The organism is Streptomyces sp. NPDC021115 (assembly GCF_044333065.1).
Lineage (GTDB): Bacteria > Actinomycetota > Actinomycetes > Streptomycetales > Streptomycetaceae > Streptomyces.
The window spans coordinates 33,097-50,091 of the sequence record NZ_JBIRQF010000031.1; the positions used below are offsets into that span (position 1 = coordinate 33,097).

17 protein-coding genes are annotated in these 16,995 nt (G+C 70.6%); 6 read left to right on the forward strand and 11 right to left on the reverse strand.

Features of this window, described 5'->3' with window-relative positions; all coding sequences use genetic code 11:
- Positions 1–10 precede the first annotated feature (10 nt).
- The 3 genes from ACH4TL_RS44115 to ACH4TL_RS44125 form a co-directional block, all read right to left on the reverse strand.
- Positions 11–1,639 (reverse strand): MDR family MFS transporter, encoded by a 1,629-nt coding sequence (locus ACH4TL_RS44115; RefSeq protein ID WP_398330874.1) that lies wholly within the window; start codon positions 1,637–1,639, stop codon positions 11–13.
- A gap of 57 nt (positions 1,640–1,696) precedes the next feature.
- Positions 1,697–2,929 carry a glycosyltransferase gene (locus ACH4TL_RS44120; protein WP_398330871.1) on the reverse strand — a complete coding sequence of 411 codons (1,233 nt, stop codon included), beginning with the start codon at positions 2,927–2,929 and terminating at the stop codon, positions 1,697–1,699.
- Between the two features lie 88 nt (positions 2,930–3,017).
- A complete protein-coding gene (locus tag ACH4TL_RS44125; protein WP_398330984.1) occupies positions 3,018–4,328 on the reverse strand; it encodes a UDP-glucose dehydrogenase family protein in 1,311 nt (436 codons plus the stop codon).
- A 218-nt stretch (positions 4,329–4,546) separates the two neighbouring features.
- On the opposite strand from ACH4TL_RS44125, the gene ACH4TL_RS44130 reads away from it, so the two are divergent.
- Positions 4,547–5,260 (forward strand): TetR/AcrR family transcriptional regulator, encoded by a 714-nt coding sequence (locus ACH4TL_RS44130; RefSeq protein WP_398330868.1) that lies wholly within the window; start codon positions 4,547–4,549, stop codon positions 5,258–5,260.
- On the opposite strand, the gene ACH4TL_RS44135 is transcribed toward ACH4TL_RS44130, so the two are convergent.
- Positions 5,217–6,170 carry a LysR family transcriptional regulator gene (locus ACH4TL_RS44135; RefSeq protein ID WP_398330865.1) on the reverse strand — a complete coding sequence of 318 codons (954 nt, stop codon included), beginning with the start codon at positions 6,168–6,170 and terminating at the stop codon, positions 5,217–5,219. The two genes, ACH4TL_RS44130 and ACH4TL_RS44135, sit on opposite strands and share 44 nt — an antisense overlap.
- Before the next feature lie 93 nt (positions 6,171–6,263).
- Between ACH4TL_RS44135 and ACH4TL_RS44140 the strand changes: the two genes are divergently transcribed.
- On the forward strand, positions 6,264–7,553 hold the full coding sequence (locus tag ACH4TL_RS44140) for an MFS transporter (protein ID WP_398330862.1): 1,290 nt from the start codon (positions 6,264–6,266) through the stop codon (positions 7,551–7,553).
- Between the two features lie 74 nt (positions 7,554–7,627).
- Here ACH4TL_RS44140 and tgmC read toward each other — a convergent pair whose 3' ends face one another.
- From tgmC to ACH4TL_RS44165, 5 genes are all read right to left on the reverse strand, one after another.
- Positions 7,628–8,764 carry an ATP-grasp peptide maturase system methyltransferase gene (tgmC, locus tag ACH4TL_RS44145; RefSeq protein ID WP_398330859.1) on the reverse strand — a complete coding sequence of 379 codons (1,137 nt, stop codon included), beginning with the start codon at positions 8,762–8,764 and terminating at the stop codon, positions 7,628–7,630.
- Entirely contained in the window at positions 8,754–9,725 is a 972-nt protein-coding gene (tgmB, locus tag ACH4TL_RS44150) for an ATP-grasp ribosomal peptide maturase (protein WP_398330856.1), read from the reverse strand. Before tgmB ends, tgmC begins: the two co-directional genes overlap by 11 nt.
- Positions 9,722–9,970: a putative ATP-grasp-modified RiPP gene (tgmA, locus tag ACH4TL_RS44155; protein ID WP_398330853.1), complete on the reverse strand. Its 249-nt coding sequence runs from the start codon at positions 9,968–9,970 to the stop codon at positions 9,722–9,724. The genes tgmB and tgmA overlap by 4 nt, the downstream gene beginning before the upstream one ends.
- Positions 9,971–10,127: 157 nt before the next feature.
- Entirely contained in the window at positions 10,128–10,340 is a 213-nt protein-coding gene (locus tag ACH4TL_RS44160; protein WP_398330850.1) for a hypothetical protein, read from the reverse strand.
- 56 nt (positions 10,341–10,396) lie between these two features.
- Positions 10,397–10,684 (reverse strand): hypothetical protein, encoded by a 288-nt coding sequence (locus ACH4TL_RS44165; RefSeq protein WP_398330847.1) that lies wholly within the window; start codon positions 10,682–10,684, stop codon positions 10,397–10,399.
- A gap of 162 nt (positions 10,685–10,846) precedes the next feature.
- Here ACH4TL_RS44165 and ACH4TL_RS44170 point away from each other — a divergent pair, with 162 nt between their 5' ends.
- Positions 10,847–12,202, forward strand: a complete 1,356-nt coding sequence (locus ACH4TL_RS44170) for a tetratricopeptide repeat protein (RefSeq protein WP_398330844.1) — start codon at positions 10,847–10,849, stop codon at positions 12,200–12,202.
- A 10-nt stretch (positions 12,203–12,212) separates the two neighbouring features.
- Here ACH4TL_RS44170 and ACH4TL_RS44175 read toward each other — a convergent pair whose 3' ends face one another.
- A complete protein-coding gene (locus tag ACH4TL_RS44175) occupies positions 12,213–13,310 on the reverse strand; it encodes a hypothetical protein (protein WP_398330842.1) in 1,098 nt (365 codons plus the stop codon).
- A 197-nt stretch (positions 13,311–13,507) separates the two neighbouring features.
- Here ACH4TL_RS44175 and ACH4TL_RS44180 point away from each other — a divergent pair, with 197 nt between their 5' ends.
- Both ACH4TL_RS44180 and ACH4TL_RS44185 read left to right on the forward strand, forming a co-directional pair.
- Complete coding sequence (locus ACH4TL_RS44180) at positions 13,508–14,197, forward strand: PepSY domain-containing protein (RefSeq protein WP_398330839.1); 690 nt, start codon at positions 13,508–13,510, stop codon at positions 14,195–14,197.
- Between the two features lie 181 nt (positions 14,198–14,378).
- A complete protein-coding gene (locus tag ACH4TL_RS44185) occupies positions 14,379–15,098 on the forward strand; it encodes a hypothetical protein (protein WP_398330836.1) in 720 nt (239 codons plus the stop codon).
- A 45-nt stretch (positions 15,099–15,143) separates the two neighbouring features.
- On the opposite strand, the gene ACH4TL_RS44190 is transcribed toward ACH4TL_RS44185, so the two are convergent.
- Positions 15,144–16,034, reverse strand: a complete 891-nt coding sequence (locus ACH4TL_RS44190) for an alpha/beta hydrolase (protein ID WP_398330833.1) — start codon at positions 16,032–16,034, stop codon at positions 15,144–15,146.
- A gap of 89 nt (positions 16,035–16,123) precedes the next feature.
- Here ACH4TL_RS44190 and ACH4TL_RS44195 point away from each other — a divergent pair, with 89 nt between their 5' ends.
- Positions 16,124–16,966: a helix-turn-helix domain-containing protein gene (locus tag ACH4TL_RS44195; RefSeq protein ID WP_398330830.1), complete on the forward strand. Its 843-nt coding sequence runs from the start codon at positions 16,124–16,126 to the stop codon at positions 16,964–16,966.
- The last annotated feature ends 29 nt before the right edge of the window (positions 16,967–16,995 follow it).

Here is a 16,995-nt window from a genome sequence, read left to right on the forward strand (position 1 = left end):
GGTGCCGGGCCTACTCGTCCGACAGCGTGAGGTCCGGCACCCGCCAGGCGGCGATCAGGAAGGCCAGCAGGATCACCGCTGCGCCGGTGAGGAACACGATCCGCAGCGAGCCGACGTACCCCTCCAGGAACGGCTGGGCGACCCGCGGATCGAGGGTGTGGAGGAAGGCGGAGTCCTCCAGGTTGACCTTGCCGCCGGGACCGACCGCCGCCTTCAACGCCTCCGCGTTCGATGGCTGTTCGGCGAGCTGGCGGTACGAGGGATGCTGGAGCGCCTCGGTGAAGCGGTCGCCGATCCGCGTCCCCGCGAACGAGAAGAGGATGGAGACGAAGGCGGCGGCGCCCACCGTGCCGCCGTTGGAGCGGAAGAAGTTCACCGAAGCGGTCGCGGCGCCCATGTCCTTACGGGGCACCTCGCTCTGGGCGAGGGTGGTGAGCGTCTGCATCGCCGCGCCAAGACCGGCGCCCATGAACACCATGCCGAGGGAGACGTGCCACAGCGGGCTGTCCACCCCCAGCGTCGCGTAGACGACCATGGCCGCGGCGAACGAGCCGATGCCCGTCACCAGATAGACCTTGAACCGCCCGGTCCGCGAGATCAGACGGCCGACGACCAGCGTGACCGTCAGGTTCGCCGCGACGGTGGGCAGCGTGGCGAGCCCCGCCTCGATCGGGGTCATGCCCTTCACCAGCTGGAGATACAGCGGCAGCGTCGTCATCGCGCCGAACATCCCGATGCCGACGATGAAGTGCAGCGTCGTGCCCAGCCGGAACGACCTGATGCGGAACATCCGCGGCGGCAGCAGCGCCGCGTCCCCCATCCGCCGCTCCACCAGCGCGAACCCGGCCAGGCCCAGCACCCCGACCGCGTACATGGCCAGCGACAGCGGAGCGCCCCAGCCCCAGCTGCGCCCCTGCTCGGCCACGGTGAGCAGCGGGACCAGCCCGACGGCGAGGGCGGCCGCGCCGCCGTAGTCCAGCCGGTGCTTCACCGGGCGGTGCGGGACGAAGCGCAGCACCCGCAGGATCACGGTGATGGCCAGGATCGCCAGCGGCACGTTGATCAGGAAGATCCAGCGCCAGCCGTCGATCCCCAGCAGGGTCTCGCGGCCCGCCAGCGCCCCGCCGACGAGCGGCCCGACGATGCTGGAACCGCCGAAGACCGCCATGAAGTAGCCCTGGTAGCGACCGCGTTCCCGGGGCGAGGTGATGTCGGCGATGATCGTCATGGCGAGCGACATCAGCCCGCCGCCGCCCAGGCCCTGCACCGCCCGGAACGCCGCCAGCTCGTACACCGAGGTCGCGATCCCGCACAGCAGCGAACCGATGGTGAACAGCACGATCGCGACCAGGTAGACCGGGCGGCGGCCGTGGATGTCGGAGAGCTTGCCGTACAGCGGGGTCGCGATGGTGGCGGTGATCAGATAGGCCGTGGTCACCCAGGCCTGGGCGGTGAGGCCGTGGAGGTCGTCCGCGATGGTGCGCAGCGCGGACGACACCACGGTCCCGTCGAGCGCCCCCAGGAACATCCCGAGCACCAGACCCGACATGACGGTGGTGATCTGGCGGTGGGTGAGCCGTACGGGCGGGCCGTCCGCGTCGGGGGCCGCGCCCCGCTCGGTCGTGTCGGAGGTGGTCACGAGGAGGTCCGTCTCTTCCCGGGGGTCGCTTCGTACCGTTGGCAGGCTGCGGGCGGGTTATGCGACGAGCTTCTCCAGATCGCCGACGGCGGTCTCGATGCCCGGCGTGGCCAGCATCGCCAGCCGTGCCGTACGGGCGCGGGCGGCGATGGCGTCGTCGGCGAGGACGTCCCGGCAGACGGCGGCGACGGCGTCCGGCGCGGTGTCGGTGACGCCCCGGCCGATGCCCAGCTCCTCCACCCGGCGGGCGTTGGAGTGCTGGTCGCCGAACTGCGGCAGGACGGCCAGCGGGGTGCCGGTGCGCAGCGACTCACGGATGCTGTTGAAGCCGCCGTGGGTGAGGAACAGGTCGACGGACTCCAGCAGCATCGGCTGCGGCAGCCGGTCGGTGACGTGGACGTGCGGCGGAAGGCTGTCCGTGTCCAGCGGGATGCCCGAGGTGGTGAGGACGACGGTGCAGTCCTCCAGCCGCGACACGGCGTCGGCGATGGTGCGCACCGCGGTCGTCGGGTCCGGGAACTCGAAGGGCATCTCGGGCGCGCCCTCTCCGGGGCCGTTCCCGGCGGCGCTCGCTTCGAGCATCTTCGGCATCGCGGTGCCGATGGCTGCGTACACCAGCGGCCGGTCGGTGGGGAGTTCGGCGACCCAGCGCGGCAGGACGGCGGCCCGCTCGACGTCCACGGTCTGCCGGTACGACCAGGTCGGGGGCAGGTTGCGGGCGAAGGTGAACTCCGGCGGCACGCAGTCGACGCGCCCGTGCGGCACGAGGGACAGCGGGTCGTCGTGGGTGGGCAGCCCGATCTCCTCGCGGGTGGCGTTGAGGTACGGCAGCAGATCGACCGGGTCGCAGACGTTGATGGCCCCGGAGGGGGTGGGCAGATGGGGTATGCCCAGCCGCTCGGCGATCAGGACGGCGCCCATGTCGAAGCCGTCGCGCAGGATGAGGTCGGGCTGGAACTCCTTGGCCAGCGGGAAGACGCCCTCCAGGGAGATCTTCGCCCCGGTCCCGGCCATGCCGCGGAACATCAGCTTCGCGATCGCCCCGTGCAGGACGGCCGTGTCGTCCTTCGGCAGCGCGGCCAGTTCGTCGGCGCGCTCCATCATCCGGGCCCGGGGGTCGAGGTCGGGCATGGTGGTGTCAAGGCGGACGTCGTCGTCCTGGAAGACCGGCGCCAGGCCGGGGTTGGTGACCACCAGCACCTCGTGTCCGGCCGCCGCGAGGGCGCGGAGCAGGGGGAGCTGGGCACGCCCGTGGGAGGGGCTGCCGGTTGTGGTGCACAGGACCCGCATGGGGTGAACCCTTTCTGTTCGGTGAGGCGGTACGGGCGTACGTGACGCGGTACGGGCGTACGTGACGCGGTGCGGGCGTACGTGACGCTCAGCCGCGCGGCGCGAGGGCGGGCGTACGGCCGACGCCGTGCCACCGCAGCCCGGCCCGCTCCAGCCGGACCGGGTCGAGGAGGTTGCGGAAGTCGTGGACGGTGGGCGTGGCGAGCCGCCCGGCGACGGCCTCCCAGTCGAGGTCCCGCAGCTGCGGCCACTCGGTGAGGACGACGCACGCGTCCGCACCGGCCGCCGCGTCCAGCGGATCGTCGACGAGGGTGAGCAGATCGCTGAGGTCGGGGCGGGTGGTGCCGCACAACGCCGGGTCGTAGCCGATGAGTTCCGCGCCGCGCTCCTTCAGCAGCCGGGCGATGGCCAGGGCCGGTGAGTCGCGCAGGTCGGAGGTGCCCGCCTTGAAGGTGAGGCCGAACAGGGCGAGCCGCACGCCGCGCAGCGAGCCGTCGCCGCTCCCGTGCTGGGCCGCGATGCGCGCGACCAGCCGGTACTGGTGCTCGACGTTGGTCTCGATGGTGGCCCGCAGCAGCGGGAAGTCCACCCCGGCCTCCTGGCAGATCGTCAGCAGGGCGTGGGTGTCCTTGGGCAGGCAGGAGCCGCCCCAGCCGGGTCCGGGCTTCAGGAACGCGGGGCCGATGCGGGGGTCGTGGCCGATGCCGTCGGTGACATCGCCGATGTCGGCGCCGAAGTGCTCGCAGAGGGTGGCCAGGTTGTTGGCGAAGGACAGCTTCATGGCGAGGAAGAAGTTCGCCGCGTACTTGGCGAGTTCGGCGCTGGCGGCGTCGGTCAGCACGACGGGCGCGTCGATCGTGCCGTACAGGTCGGCCACGCGCTGGGCGGCCTCCCGGTCCGCTTCCTTCTCGGCGCCGATCACGATGCGGTCCGGGTAGAGGAAGTCGTGGACGGCCCGGCCCTCGCGGAGGAATTCCGGGTTGCTCACCACCGTCACGTCCGGGCGGCCGAGCAGGTCCGCGACGCGCTGCGCGGTGCCGACGGGCACGGTGGACTTGTTGACGACCACGCTGCCCCGCGGCAGGACGGTACGGATCTCCCCGGCCACCGTCTCGACGGCGGCCAGGTCGGCCGCGCCGCCCGCGCCCATGGGCGTCGGCAGGCAGAGGAACACCACGTCCGCGTCGGCCACGGCGGCCGCGGTGTCCTGCGTGAACTCCAGGTGGCCGCTGGCCGCGGTGTCCCGGACGAGGTCCGGCAGACCGGGTTCGAGGATGTCGACCTCCGCCCGCCGCAGCCGCTGGACCTTCTGGGAGTCGGCGTCCGCGCACACCACGTGGTGGCCGAGGGACGCCAGGCAGGCACCGGTGGTCAGCCCGACATAGCCGGTTCCGATCACGGCGACCCGTCGGCCGGACACATGAGTCACATCGGATACATCAGACACAGATGATCTCCCAACCCCTAAGTCATCGATCGTTGACTTATCGATCATCGTGCAGGTGCGGCGGACTGAAAGTCAACAAGCGATGACAACGATCGGTGACTTTGAGACAGTCGGCAGAGCCAGGAGGATGGGCGACCGGCGAACGGCCGTACTGTGCGAGGAGTTATCGGGTGAACGAACCAGCGAACGACCGGACTTCGGGAGCCTGCCCCGGGCCCGACGCCACGCCCGCGCGCAAGCGCAGCGCCGCGCGGACCCGCACCGCCCTGATGTCCGCCGCCGCCTTCCGTTTCGGCCGGTACGGCTACGACGGCACCAGCGTGCGCGACATCGCCGGGGACGTCGGCGTGGACGCCGCCCTGGTCTACCGGTACTTCGGCTCAAAGGAGGCGCTGTTCGAGACGGTGTCGAGCAAGTCCAAAGTGTTCGAGCCGCTGCTCGACGTTCCGCTTCACTGCGTCGCCGACTGGTTCAGTGCCCTGATCGCCGGGGAGCCCAAGGACGTCGACTTCCCCCACCCCGTGCTCACCGTGCTCCGCTCGTCCAGCCGCGACGAGGCCATCGGACGGCTGCGCGAGGAGCTGACCGACATGTTCACGAAACGGTTCGCCGCCCGCCTGGAGGGTCCGCACGCCGACGTACGGGCCGAACTGCTGGTCGCCTGGGTGCTCGGCACCAGCCTGATGCGCGGCACCATCCAGACCCCCGCGCTGGCCTCGGCGGAGAACCAGGACGTCTTCGAGGGGTTCCTGCGCGCCGGGATCGACGTCCTGATCAGCCCGGAAGCCGTGAGCCTCACCCGAGAAGACGCCAGCCGAGAGGGCGTCAACCCCGAAGACGTCAGTCGAGAAGCTGACCCCGGCGGCTCAGCAGAAACCGCTTGAAGGCGGCGACCGGAGGCGTGTCGGGGTGGCCGTCCAACCAGGCCACGCCGATCTCGCGGACCGCGCGCGGCGCGGTGACCGTCAGCTCCGCGACCCCCGGGCGCGGCACCGCGGGCGGGGGGAGGAGCGCCACGCCCAGCCCGGCGGCGACGAGGCCGCGGATCGTCTCGGCCTCCTCCCCCTCGAACGCGATCTTCGGCGTGAAGCCCGCCTCCGCGCACAGGGTGTCGGTGATCCGGCGCAGCCCGTAGCCCGGCTCCAGCGTCACGAACAGCTCCGCCGACGCCTCGGCGAGCCGGACCCGGCGGCGCCCGGCCAGCCGGTGGTCGTCCGGTACCACCAGCCGCAGCCGCTGCTCGTCCAGGCGGCGGGCGACCAGGTCGGGGGCGTCGGGGACGGGCGAGGTCAGACAGAGGTCGAGGCCGCCCGCGCGCATCCGCTCGATCATCGCCTCGCCGTAGTTCTGGACGAGCTGGAAGCGGACCCGGGGGTGACCGACACGGAAGCCGCGGATCAGGCCGGGTACGGTCTCCGAGCCGAGGGTGTGCAGAAAGCCGAACGCGATGCGGCCCGCGGCCGGGTCCGCGTCGGCCCGTACGGACTCGGCGGCCCGGTCGACCTCGGCCAGCGCCCGTTCCACCGAGTGCAGGAAGGTGCGCCCCGCCGGAGTGAGCGCCACCGTACGGCCGCGGCGGGCGAACAGCGCCACGCCCAGGTCCTCCTCCAGCCGCACCATCGCCCGGCTGAGCGTCGACTGCGGCACCTCCAGCTCCTGGGCGGCCCTGGTGACGTGCTCATGGCGCGCGACCGCGGCGAACTGGGCGAGCCGGGGCGTCAGGGCCGCCGCCCAGGACTCGGCCTCGACCTCCACTGTCACCGGAATGTCTTTTTCGTTGCGGATGCGTGACATAAGCGCCCCTGACCTCTGCTCATGCTGTGGTGGATCGATTATCGCCATTCTGTGCATTGGACGCATCAGACCTGATGTCCTTACCTTCGAACCATGCCTCCCGCTGATACCGGGGCGTCCACCCACAGCCGCGTGGACGCCTCCGCACCGCCCGTCTCCTCCGACTCCGAGCGCATGGCCCCCGGCCGCCCCGGCTACATCCGGATGAGGCTCGCCCTCTTCACGGCCGGACTCGCCACCTTCGCCCTGCTCTACTCGACGCAGGCGCTGCTCCCCGCGATCTCCGACGACCTCCACGTCCAGGCCGACCAGGCCAGTTGGAGCGTGTCCGCGGCCACTCTGGCGCTGGCGCTGATGGTCGTCCCGCTGAGCGCCCTGTCCGAGCGGTTCGGCCGCCGCACGATGATGACCGTCTCGCTGACGATCGCGGTCGCGGTCGCCCTGGTGGTTCCGTACGCCCCCGACCTGGGCTGGCTGATCGCGCTGCGCGCGGTCCAGGGCGCGGCGATCGCCGGAATCCCGGCCTCCGCGATGGCGTACCTCTCCGAGGAGGTCGAACCGCGGGCCCTGGTCGGCGCGATCGGGCTGTTCGTGGCGGGCAACAGCGTCGGCGGCATGAGCGGCCGCCTCATCACCGGCTGGGTCGCCGACGGCTACGGCTGGCGGATGGGCCTCGCGGCGGTCGGCGCCATGGCGCTGGTGTGCGCGATCGCCTTCCGGCTGCTGATCCCCAAGGCCCGCAACTTCTCCCCCGCCAAGGTCAGTCCGCGGGCCCTGGCCCGCACCGTGACCCGGCACCTGTCCGACCCGCTGCTGTGCCGCCTGTACGCCATCGGCGCGCTCTTCATGACCGTCTTCGGCGGCGTCTACACGGTGATCGGCTACCGGCTGGTGGGCGAGCCCTTCGGGCTCTCGCAGAGCATGATCGGCTCCATCTTCCTGATCTACCTGGTGGGCACGGTCTCCTCCGCCGCCACCGGCAAGCTGGTCGGCCGCCTCGGCCGCCGCGGCGCCCTGTACGTCGCGGTGAGCACCACCACCGCCGGGCTCCTGCTGAGCCTCGCCGACTCGCTGGCCGCGGTGCTGCTCGGCCTGGTCCTGATCACCGCGGGCTTCTTCGCGGGCCACGCCGCCGCCTCCTCGGCGGTCAGCCGCACCGCGAAGACCGGCCGCGCCCAGGCCGCCGCGCTCTACCAGACCGCGTACTACGTCGGCAGCAGCGCGGGCGGCACGCTCGGCGCCATGGCCTTCCACACGGGCGGCTGGCCCGGCACCGTCGCCCTCGGCCTGATGGCCGTCGTCGGCGCCACGGCCATCACCCTGTACGGGACGCGCAGGGCCCGGGTCGAGCGCCGGATGGCCCCCGCCGCGGCCCACGCCTGACGCCGCCCCCAGCCCGAAGGGGCCGCACCCGCCACTGTCCGGCGGGCGCGGCCCCTTCGCCCGTTCGGCAGCCGTCAGACCGGGAGCTGCCAGTTCGGCCCCTCCGGAGAGCCGATCCATACGGTCTGCTCGAAGGGGGTGGCCGTCATACCGAACTCCGTCAGATCCGGCGCCCCCGCGTCCCGCCACAGGAGAAGAGCCTGTTCCACTTGGTCCCAGAGGTGGAGCGGTCCGTGCTGGTGCACGGTCCATCCCTCGCCATCGGGTTCGGTCCAAGCCTGTGAACCGGTCGCCACGTCGCGGAGGATGATGCCGGAGCTGGTGGTCATCAGCTCGGCGGAAGGTGCCGCGAGCTGGGCGACGAATTGTCCCGCCCACTCCTCCATGAGCCCGGGAGCCAGGCGGGTACGACGGCTGTCGCCATCCAGTCGGAAGAAGGACGGGGAGGGGGGCCGCTCGTGGGGGCGGGCGAGCATATAGGTGATGGTGTCGCTGGTGAACCGGCCGTGGGCGGTCCCCTCGTCGTCGAGGACAAGGCGGATCATCCCGGCAGCGAGCATCCAGCCGCTGATGGTGGTAGTGATCGATCCGCCGTCGTCCAGTTGCCAGAACCACGAGTGCGGGATGGACCGAACGGAGCAGGTGGCGATGATCGCGTCGTAGTCGGCATGCTTCTTACACCCTTGGAGGCCGTCTCCGACCGCGAGCGTTGGCGCGCATCCGGCCTCACCCAGATGTGCGGCGGCTGTGGCCGCGAGGACGGCGTCGTACTCGATGCTGACGACATTCCCGGCCCCGAGCCGGTGGCACAGGACCGCGGTGGAATAGCCGGTGCCGGTGCCCACTTCGAGGACCTTCTGACCGGGACGAAGCTCTGCCACCTGGGCGGTCCGTACCACCAGGGAAGGGAGAGTTGCCGAGGAGGTAGGGCTGCCGGAGACGGGCCCCGTGGCGTCAGCGGCGTCCATCCCGTCGACCTGGGTGACCCACGTCCGGTCGGAGTAGACCATCCGCAGCCACTCGTCCTCCCCGGCCTCGGCTCGGTATACGGGTTCCCATCCGGTACCGGTGGGACGGAAGGCCGCTGTTCCGAGGAACAGCTCGCGAGGGACCCCGGCGACGGCATCGCGCCATCCGGCGTCGAGGGCCGGATTGGCGGCGGCAACCTCCTCGGCCAGGGCCAGGCGGAGCGCAGCAGGGTCAGCGGGCACGGTGGTCTCCTGCGTGGTGGAGCTGGTCGGCGACGGCAGTAACGATCTTGCTGGTGATCGGTTCAGGGAACCACGCGTATTGGCCGTTGGGGTTGCACTCGTACAGCCAGATTCGGCCATCCCGGTCCACGCCGAAATCGAAGGCTCCGAAGACGATCCCGAAGGCATCCAGATACTGGCGCACGCTCTTTGCCAATTCCGGCGGCGTATCGATGAACGAATACGACAGGGCGTCATAGTGGCGTCGCCAGTCCAGGCCGGGTGAACCTTCGATCCGGACCGTGAAGACCTTCTCACCCACGGCGGTCACCCGTAGGTCAGCAACGGATCGCACACGTTTCTGAAATAGGTGCACGGTCTGGCCAACGCCGGTGTTGAGGTCAGCGGGATCGACTTCCTCGACCCATACGGTCAGTGCCCGGCCGTCGGCATTCTGGTAGTCCGTGCTGCGCAGTGGCTTGTAGACGATGGAGCCGTGGTCACGGGCGAACTCCCGGGCCACGGTCTCGTCGTTCGTGAGGAGAGTCGGTGGGATGTCGAAGCCGCAACGCGATGCGGTGGCGAGTTGAGCGGGCTTGTGCTCGGCGTCCCGATTCCGCCACGGGTGGTTCACGTAATGCGCGCCAGGGAGGGAAGCGAGGATGCCCCCGAGACCGTAGCGAGCCTCTTCCCGGCACCAGCGGGCGTCCTGGTCCCCCAGCCCGGGTGGAGCCGCATAGGGGCGCGGTCGGCGCCAGTACACGGATCGAACCCGGTCGAGGTCGGTTACCCGGGTGCGAGTCCGAGCGTTTCCCCGCAGTCCGTCGTTGTCCAGGCGCGCGGCGAGGGAGATGTCCGTGGGGAAGTCTCCCGGGTCCAGGCGTACGACGGGGACCCGACGCCGGTTCAGTTCCTCGATGACCGCATCGGCGGTGACGTCATCCACCCGCGAGACGACGAGGGCGGAGGCGGCGGAATTCAATCCGTGTCGCCTTCCTGGTCGCTGCCTTCGTCCGGGTTGCCGTCCAGACTTGTCTTGGTCTGGGTTTCCTTGCTCGTCTCGGACCTTTTGTGCTTGCCGGTGAAGGGCACGCCCAGACCGTCCGAGTCGATCCATCGACCGGTCTGGGTCCCCGGATCGAGGACGACCCGCGCGGCGGGAAGGACCACCGCTTCGGGGTAGGGCCTCATGCGCGTCAGGCCCCACGGCACTGCTGCCACGCTCACTTCTGTCTCCACTTCTCTTCCGGTCGCCGCTGACCTTCGGCGCACAGTGTCCAGCCCAGCTCACATGCGTCGGTGGAGGGCATTCGGTCGGTCCACCTCCACGGTCCGAAGGGGGCGCGCCCACCGCCGACCGGCGGGCGTTCCCTCTTCGTCGTACTCACTCGGGACGGCGGAGGCTCCCTGGGTCGGTCGTCCACTCCTGTCCGCCCTTCTCGGGGCGGAGGAACGCGACGAGCGGGCCCGGCATCCCGTGATCGAAGGCAAGCTCGCTGATGTGGCAGACGGCCTGGAGCACGCCGACCTGCCCCGTGACGGCGTCGTAAACCTCCTGACCTGGTCGCGCACCTTCGTACCGCATCTGCTTGTTCACGCAGGCAGTCCCCAACGGGCCGTCCGTCCTCACGGACGGCGGCGGCGTGTCCGCGCTCACCGCGTCGCTTCCAGCGCTCGGTGCTGCTCGTACCGGACGATGTAGAGCGGCACGGGTTCGGTGTCCCACGCGATGGGGAAGCGGTCCGCGACGGGGATGCGCGGGAGCGGGAGCGTGGGCGGGTCCGAGTAGCAGACGGAGACGGACAAGTGACGCCGAGCGGGGGCGGGTGCCCTGACCGGAGCCGGAGTGCGTTCCGGGGCAGCAGCCGCCTCGTGGGAGCCCGGGGTGGACAACACCAGCCGTAGCCCCCATTCAAGGATCCGGGCGATAGCCTGCTTCATGTTGACGCTCCTCTTCAGCGTTGACCATGCCCCCGGGCCGGTCGCACGGTCGCGGGGGTCCTTTCTCGCTCTAGGCAACCGCACCACTACGCAGCGCGGTACCGTGAAAGTCGCGTCAGCTTTCAAAAGCATCAAATGCTCTGTGCGCGCGGGAGGGTGGGCATGGGAAACCGGGTGCCGAACCAGGACCTTGAGCGGCTGTTCCGCGAGACGGGATGGACGCTGCGCCAGCTCGCCCAAGCGGTGAACCGCGTCGGCACGGAGTGCGGGACCCCGACGTCGTACACGCCCCAGACGGTTCACGCATGGCTCAAGGGGCACGTCCCGAACGAGGAACGACGCGCACTGATCCTCGAAGCGCTGGCCCGCAGGCTGCACCGGCCGATCACCCACGCGGATGCCGGTTTCGCTACTCCGCAGGATGAGCCGAACTGCGACCCGGGCATCAATACCGTCGAGAAGTTGGCTGCCTTGGGGAGGCTCGACATGGACCCGTCCCGCAGAAGTGTGCTCGGAGCGAGTCTCTTCTCCGTCGCGTTGCCAGTACCCGGATGGCCCGAGGTGGCAGGGCGCCTTGAAGTAATCCCGACCGGCAAGACACACCGCATGGGTATGCGCGACGTTGAGCTGGTCAGGGACGTAACCAAGCGGTTTTCCGACCTGGACGACGAGCGAGGAGGACGCGTCGCACGCCCAAGTGCCGCGTCGTTCCTCGTCAACGTCGTGGTGCCCCACCTCAAGGCACAAGCACCCGACGAGGTGCGCAAAAGGATGCTGTCCGCCGCCTCGGAACTGTGCTACCTCATCGGCTACATGGCCGTTGACGAAGGATCGCACGGCACGGCCCAGCTGTATTACGTCAAGGCGTTGGAGCTGGCCGGGGCGGCGGACGACCAATCGGGGTACTGCCTCACCCTGCATGGCATGAGTTCTCAGGCCGCGAATCTGGGACACGGCCCGTCAGCATTGCGCCTGGCTGACGCGGCGGCCGATGCGGCCCCCGCCGCCAGCCCCAACATGCGTGCGCACCTGGCCGCTCAGCAGGCGTACGCGGCCGCCGTGGCAGGCGAGCGCTCCAGCACCAGTACCCACTTGCGGCGAACGGAAAGGGCGATGTCTCAGGCGGAGCCCGAATACGGCAAGGTGGTGGTCGGACACTTCAGCCCTCCGACCCTGACTCGCTATGTCGCGCAGGTGTCATACGGCCTGGGTGATACTTCCGCGTCGATCGCACCTATGCGGGAATATGTCGCGTCATTGACCGGGGACCACCGGCGACGCCGCCGCGTCCTAGAGACCGCCAGGTTGGCGTATCGGCAATGCGAAACCGGCCATCTCGAAGAAGCGTGCGCCACCTGGGGTTCATGCCTGGACGACTACCCCGATGTTCGGTCGGGGCGATGCGACGACCAGATCCGAGACATGTTCTCCATGGTCCACCCCCACCTCAAGAACCGGGCCGCGCGCGAACTCCACGAGCGTGCCCGCACCATCCTCCCAGCCTCGCTCACCGGCTGATCGCCACGCCTCAACGGCACGCCTCCGGCAACGGTGCGCCCGTAGGCGGGGCGACCAGGGCGCCGAGGAGCCAGGGGGCGTCGGGCCGCCGGGTGACGACGAGGACCGGTCGGTCGCCGTCCCGGCATTCGATGACGACGCAGTCGTACTTGTAGATCGTGTACCAGTCGGCGGGGTCGTCGGGCCCCAGGCCCCGGACGCCCCGCACGGCCAGCGTCTCGGGAAGAGTCCTGCGGGCGAAGTGGCCCGTGGGGTCCGGGGTGGCCGCCGGGCGTCCGTCCCCCACGACCACGTGGTCGCAGCCACCGCCGCTGTACGGGACGTCGCCGTGGACCGAAGCGCGCACGCACCGCCGCTCCGTGGCGGGGAGCGCGACGATGCCGCTGGTGTCCGCGGCGCGGGCGGTGCGCCGCCGCAGCCACCGTGCGTACAGGGCGCCCAGGCCGACGGCGGGCGGAATGCCGGCCGTCGTGATGACGAACGCGTCCCGCACCCCGCCGCCGAGCATGCTTCCCAGGAAACCGGCACAGCCCAGGAAGGCCGCTGCCACCAGCCCCACGGTGAGCGGCCAGGGGGCGGCGTACGCCGGGAAGGGGCGGTAGCGGTGCGCCAAGCCGGTCAGGAGCATGGCGATCCCGAACGGCAGCGCCATGAGGCCGAAGGCCAGGGGAAGCCGCCAGTCCCCGGCGGGCGAGGCATAGGTCTCCTGGGCGGCCGCACCGAACCTGACGGTACGGATCTCACCCCGCCAGTACGTCAGCGTCACCTCGTCGCCCGCGCGCACGGTGTCGTACACCGGTTCCGGCCCGGACATGCGCACCCGCCGTACGGCGTCCGAGCCCCGCTCGCTGACGAGGAGCCAGTAATGGACGCTCTTGCCGCTGGGCTGATCCTCCGTGCCCTTGACGGTCGCCGGGACCGTCACCGTGCACGAGTCCGACCGCGTGCCGCCCGGGCAGGCGGGCGCGGCGGCGTACGCGCGCTGGTCCGCCAGCGCCCCCGGCACGGTGGCGAACAGCCCCGCGGAGACCAGCACGCAGAGCAGGCCGAACCCTACGGGCCACAGCCACTCCCGCGCGCGCCGCGCTCTCGGTCCCCGGTCCGCCATCCCCGTTCCCCCTCCCCCTGGGCCGTCGCCCGGCCCCCCTTTCCGGACATTACGCCGCCCCGGCCGCTTCCTGAAGACGGCTTCAGGACTTCAGCCTGGGTTCAGGTTCGGTTCGGCAACGTAGTGGGCGTCGGAAGGGCGCGGCAGGGCCCTTCCGACGGACCGCAACCGCGAACCGGAACCGGAGGAACGCCCTCATGAAGGCCACCACCAAGCGCACGCTCGCCCCCCGCGCCGTCGTCCTCGGCACGGCCGCCGCCATCGCCCTGATCGGCGGCACGGGCGCCGCGACCGCCTTCGCGGACGACGAAGGACCGGCGCCGAAGTCCTCGGTCGAGCTCACCCAGAACGAGCGTCACCTGGACGGCACCGCCGAGGACCGTACGCAGGTCAAGGCCGACAAGGTCAGCTACGACGAGGCCACGGCCGCGGCCCTGAAGGCCGTCCCCGGCACCGCGACCTCCGCCGAACTCGACCACGACGACCGCAACGGCTCCCTCGTCTGGGAGATCGACGTCTTCGGCAAGGACCACAAGAACCACGACGTCACCATCGACGCGGGCAACGGCAAGGTCCTGGGCCAGCACACCGACCGCGACGACGACGCCGAGGACGCGGCCGAGGCCCGTGCCCTGCTGAAGTCCGACAAGACCGGCTACGACGAGGCCATCGCCGCGGCCCTCAAGTCCGTCCCCGGGACCGTCACCTCCTACGGCCTGGACGACGACGACCGCGGCTCCGCCGTCTGGGAGCTGGACGTCCTCGGCAAGGACCACAAGAGCCACGAGGTGACGGTCGACGCGAGCAACGGCAAGGTCGTGGGCCAGCACATCGACCAGGACGACGACCAGAACGACGGCGACGACGACGGACCTTCTGGCGCCTGACGCCTCCTCAAGCCCGAAGGGGCCGCCCCCGCCACTGTCCGGCGGGGCGGCCCCTTCGCCCGTCGGACGCCTGTCCGATAAACGCCTGCGACCCTTGCGGCATTTCGAACGCTGTTCATGATATTGACCGCTGGTGCTAGCTTGCGCCCGTCGTGGACCACTTCTACGAGGAGGATGTCCGGTGGAAGGTTGCAAGGTTGCGCGGCGCACGGTGTTGGCCGCGACGGCGGGGATCGTGGTGGCCGGTTCCGGGGCGTTGACCGGCACGGCCGAGGCGGCGACGGGACCGACGGCGAGGACGCTCGCCGACCCGCCGGCCGGAACGGTCCGGGTGTTCTGGCTCAGGCCCAGGAACGTGACGTACGACCAGCGCTACCCCGATGGCATCAGCAACGTGCTGAAGGAGGCACAGCGCTACTACCGCCAGGAACTCGGCCGGACGTTCAAGCTGAACAACCCCGTGGTGGAGGTGGTGACCGGCGACCACGACCGGGTCTGGTACGAGACCACGCCGAACGGCGGCGAGGAGTACTGGTGGGTGGTCTTCAACATGCAGCAGGAGCTGATGGCCAAGTTCCGGCTCAGCTCCCCGGACCCGCGCTGGCTGTGCGTCGGCGAGATCAGCGCCGAGAAGGCGGGTGTCTCCGGCGGCGGCGGTGGCGCCGGCTGGGTCATCCTCAGCGGCCATGACGCCGATGGCGCCGCCGGGACCAACGGCGACATGAACCGGTGGTACGGCGGCATGGTCCACGAACTGGGCCACGCCCTCGGCCTGCCCGACTCCACGTACACCGATGGCACCCCCATGTCGGCCTCGTTCTACTCGTACCCGAACTGCCACTTCAACCAGACCCAGAAGAACGGCATCCTGAACGGCCCCTACGCCCGCTTCCTGTCCTGAGCCGTCGCCGACGCGGTGGAGGCCGTCGAAAAACCTCTCAGCCCCTCAGAGGACGGCAAGGTGGGTGGCGAAGAAGGCGGTGAGCTTGGCCACGGCCGGAGTGACGTGCTCGTCCTTGTCGTAGAGAGAGATGTGGGTGGCGCCGTCGATGACGAAGAGTTCCTTGGGCTCGGCTGCCTTCTCGATGGCTTCACGGCTGATGTATGCCGTGTTCGCGTCGGATCCGATGATCATCAAAAGAGGGCGGGGCGAGATGAGGTGGATCAAGGCGTAGGAGTCGTACTGGATGATCTGGTCAAGGCTGCGGACGGGCCAGGGCTGGACCGCGCGGGGATGGTGACCGCGTGGGGTGCGGTAGTACTCGTAGGTCTCGGCGTCCACGGACTCGGTGATCCACTCCTGCCGGGGGACGGCCTCGCCGCGGGCCTCAGCGGTGCGTGCGGCATTCGCGAGCTCGAGCATCGAGCGCAGGGTCCGCGGGTCCTGGGTGCGGCCGAGGCCGTCGCGCATCACCGATCCCAGGTCTCCCGCGCTGACCGTGGCGACGGCCTTGACGCGCAGGTCGGTCTGGGCGGCGTAGGGGACGTAGCCGCCGGAGGCGCAGATGCCCAGAGCGCCGATCCGCTCCGGATCGATCTCGTCGCGGGTGGCCAGGAAACTGACGGCGGACTTGATGTCCTCGGCCCGCTGGAAGGGATCCTCCAGCCCGCGCGGCTCGCCCTCGCTCTCGCCTTGGTAGGCGGCGTCGAAGACCAGCGCGGCGAAGCCCTCGCGGGCCAGGCGCTCGGCGTAGACGCTCGCGGTCTGCTCCTTCACGCCTCCGCCCGGGTGGCCGACGACGACGGCCGGGAGCCGATCGGCGGTGGGCGTGTCGGGCAGGAAGAGGATGCCGGCGAGCGTGAGGTTGCTGCTGAGGAAGGTCACGTCTGTCTTCACGCCCTCGACCCTGGCAGGCGTCACACACCGGGATAAGGGGACAGAACTGGCCCCCTCAGCGGGCGGCCCGCGGTGCGAGACTCGATCGCATGAGCAGCGAACTGGGTGACTTCCTCAAGGCCCGGCGCAGGGGGCTGAGCCCCGCGACGGCCGGGCTCCCCGACGACGGTCGGCGGCGGGTCCCAGGTCTGCGCCGGGAGGAGGTCGCCCTGCTGGCCTCGATCAGCCCCGATTACTACACCCGCCTGGAACAGGGGCGCCGCCGGGCCTCCGAGCCGGTGCTGGACGCCCTCGCACGCGCGCTGCGGCTCAGCAAGGACGAGCGTGCCTACCTCTTCGAGCTCTCGGGCAAGGATGCCGGCCGGCCTCTCCGGCGGCCCGCCCAACGGGTCCAGCCGCAGTTGCGGCGGCTGCTCGACGATCTCACCAACACCCCGGCCCTCGTCCTCGGCCGGTGCACCGACGTCCTGGCGTGGAATCCGCTGGCTGCCGCGCTGTTCACCGACTTCGCGCTCCTCCGGAAGGACAGGCGCAATTTCGTACGCCTGGTGTTCTGCGACCCGGCGGTACGGGCCCTGTACACCGACTGGGGCTACGTGGCGCGGGCCTGCGTGGCGCAGCTGCGGATGGAGGCAGCCCGGGACCCGGAGAATCCACGCCTGACGACGCTGGTGGGAGAGCTGTCGGTGCGGGACCCGGACTTCCGGACATGGTGGGGCGACCACCGCGTGGCCGTGCGGATCGCGGGTACCAAGACCATGCGCCACCCGTTGGTCGGCGAACTCGTCCTCGACTGGTCCACGCTGACGGACGCGGCCGACCCGGATCAGCAGCTCATCGCCCTGACCGCCGCGCCCGGCACCCCCTCCCACGACGGCCTGCGCCTCCTGGGCGCCGTCACCGCGGAACCGTCCGCATCGCTGCGACCGTAAGTGGCTCCGCTGCCCGAAGCCCCGCGCAG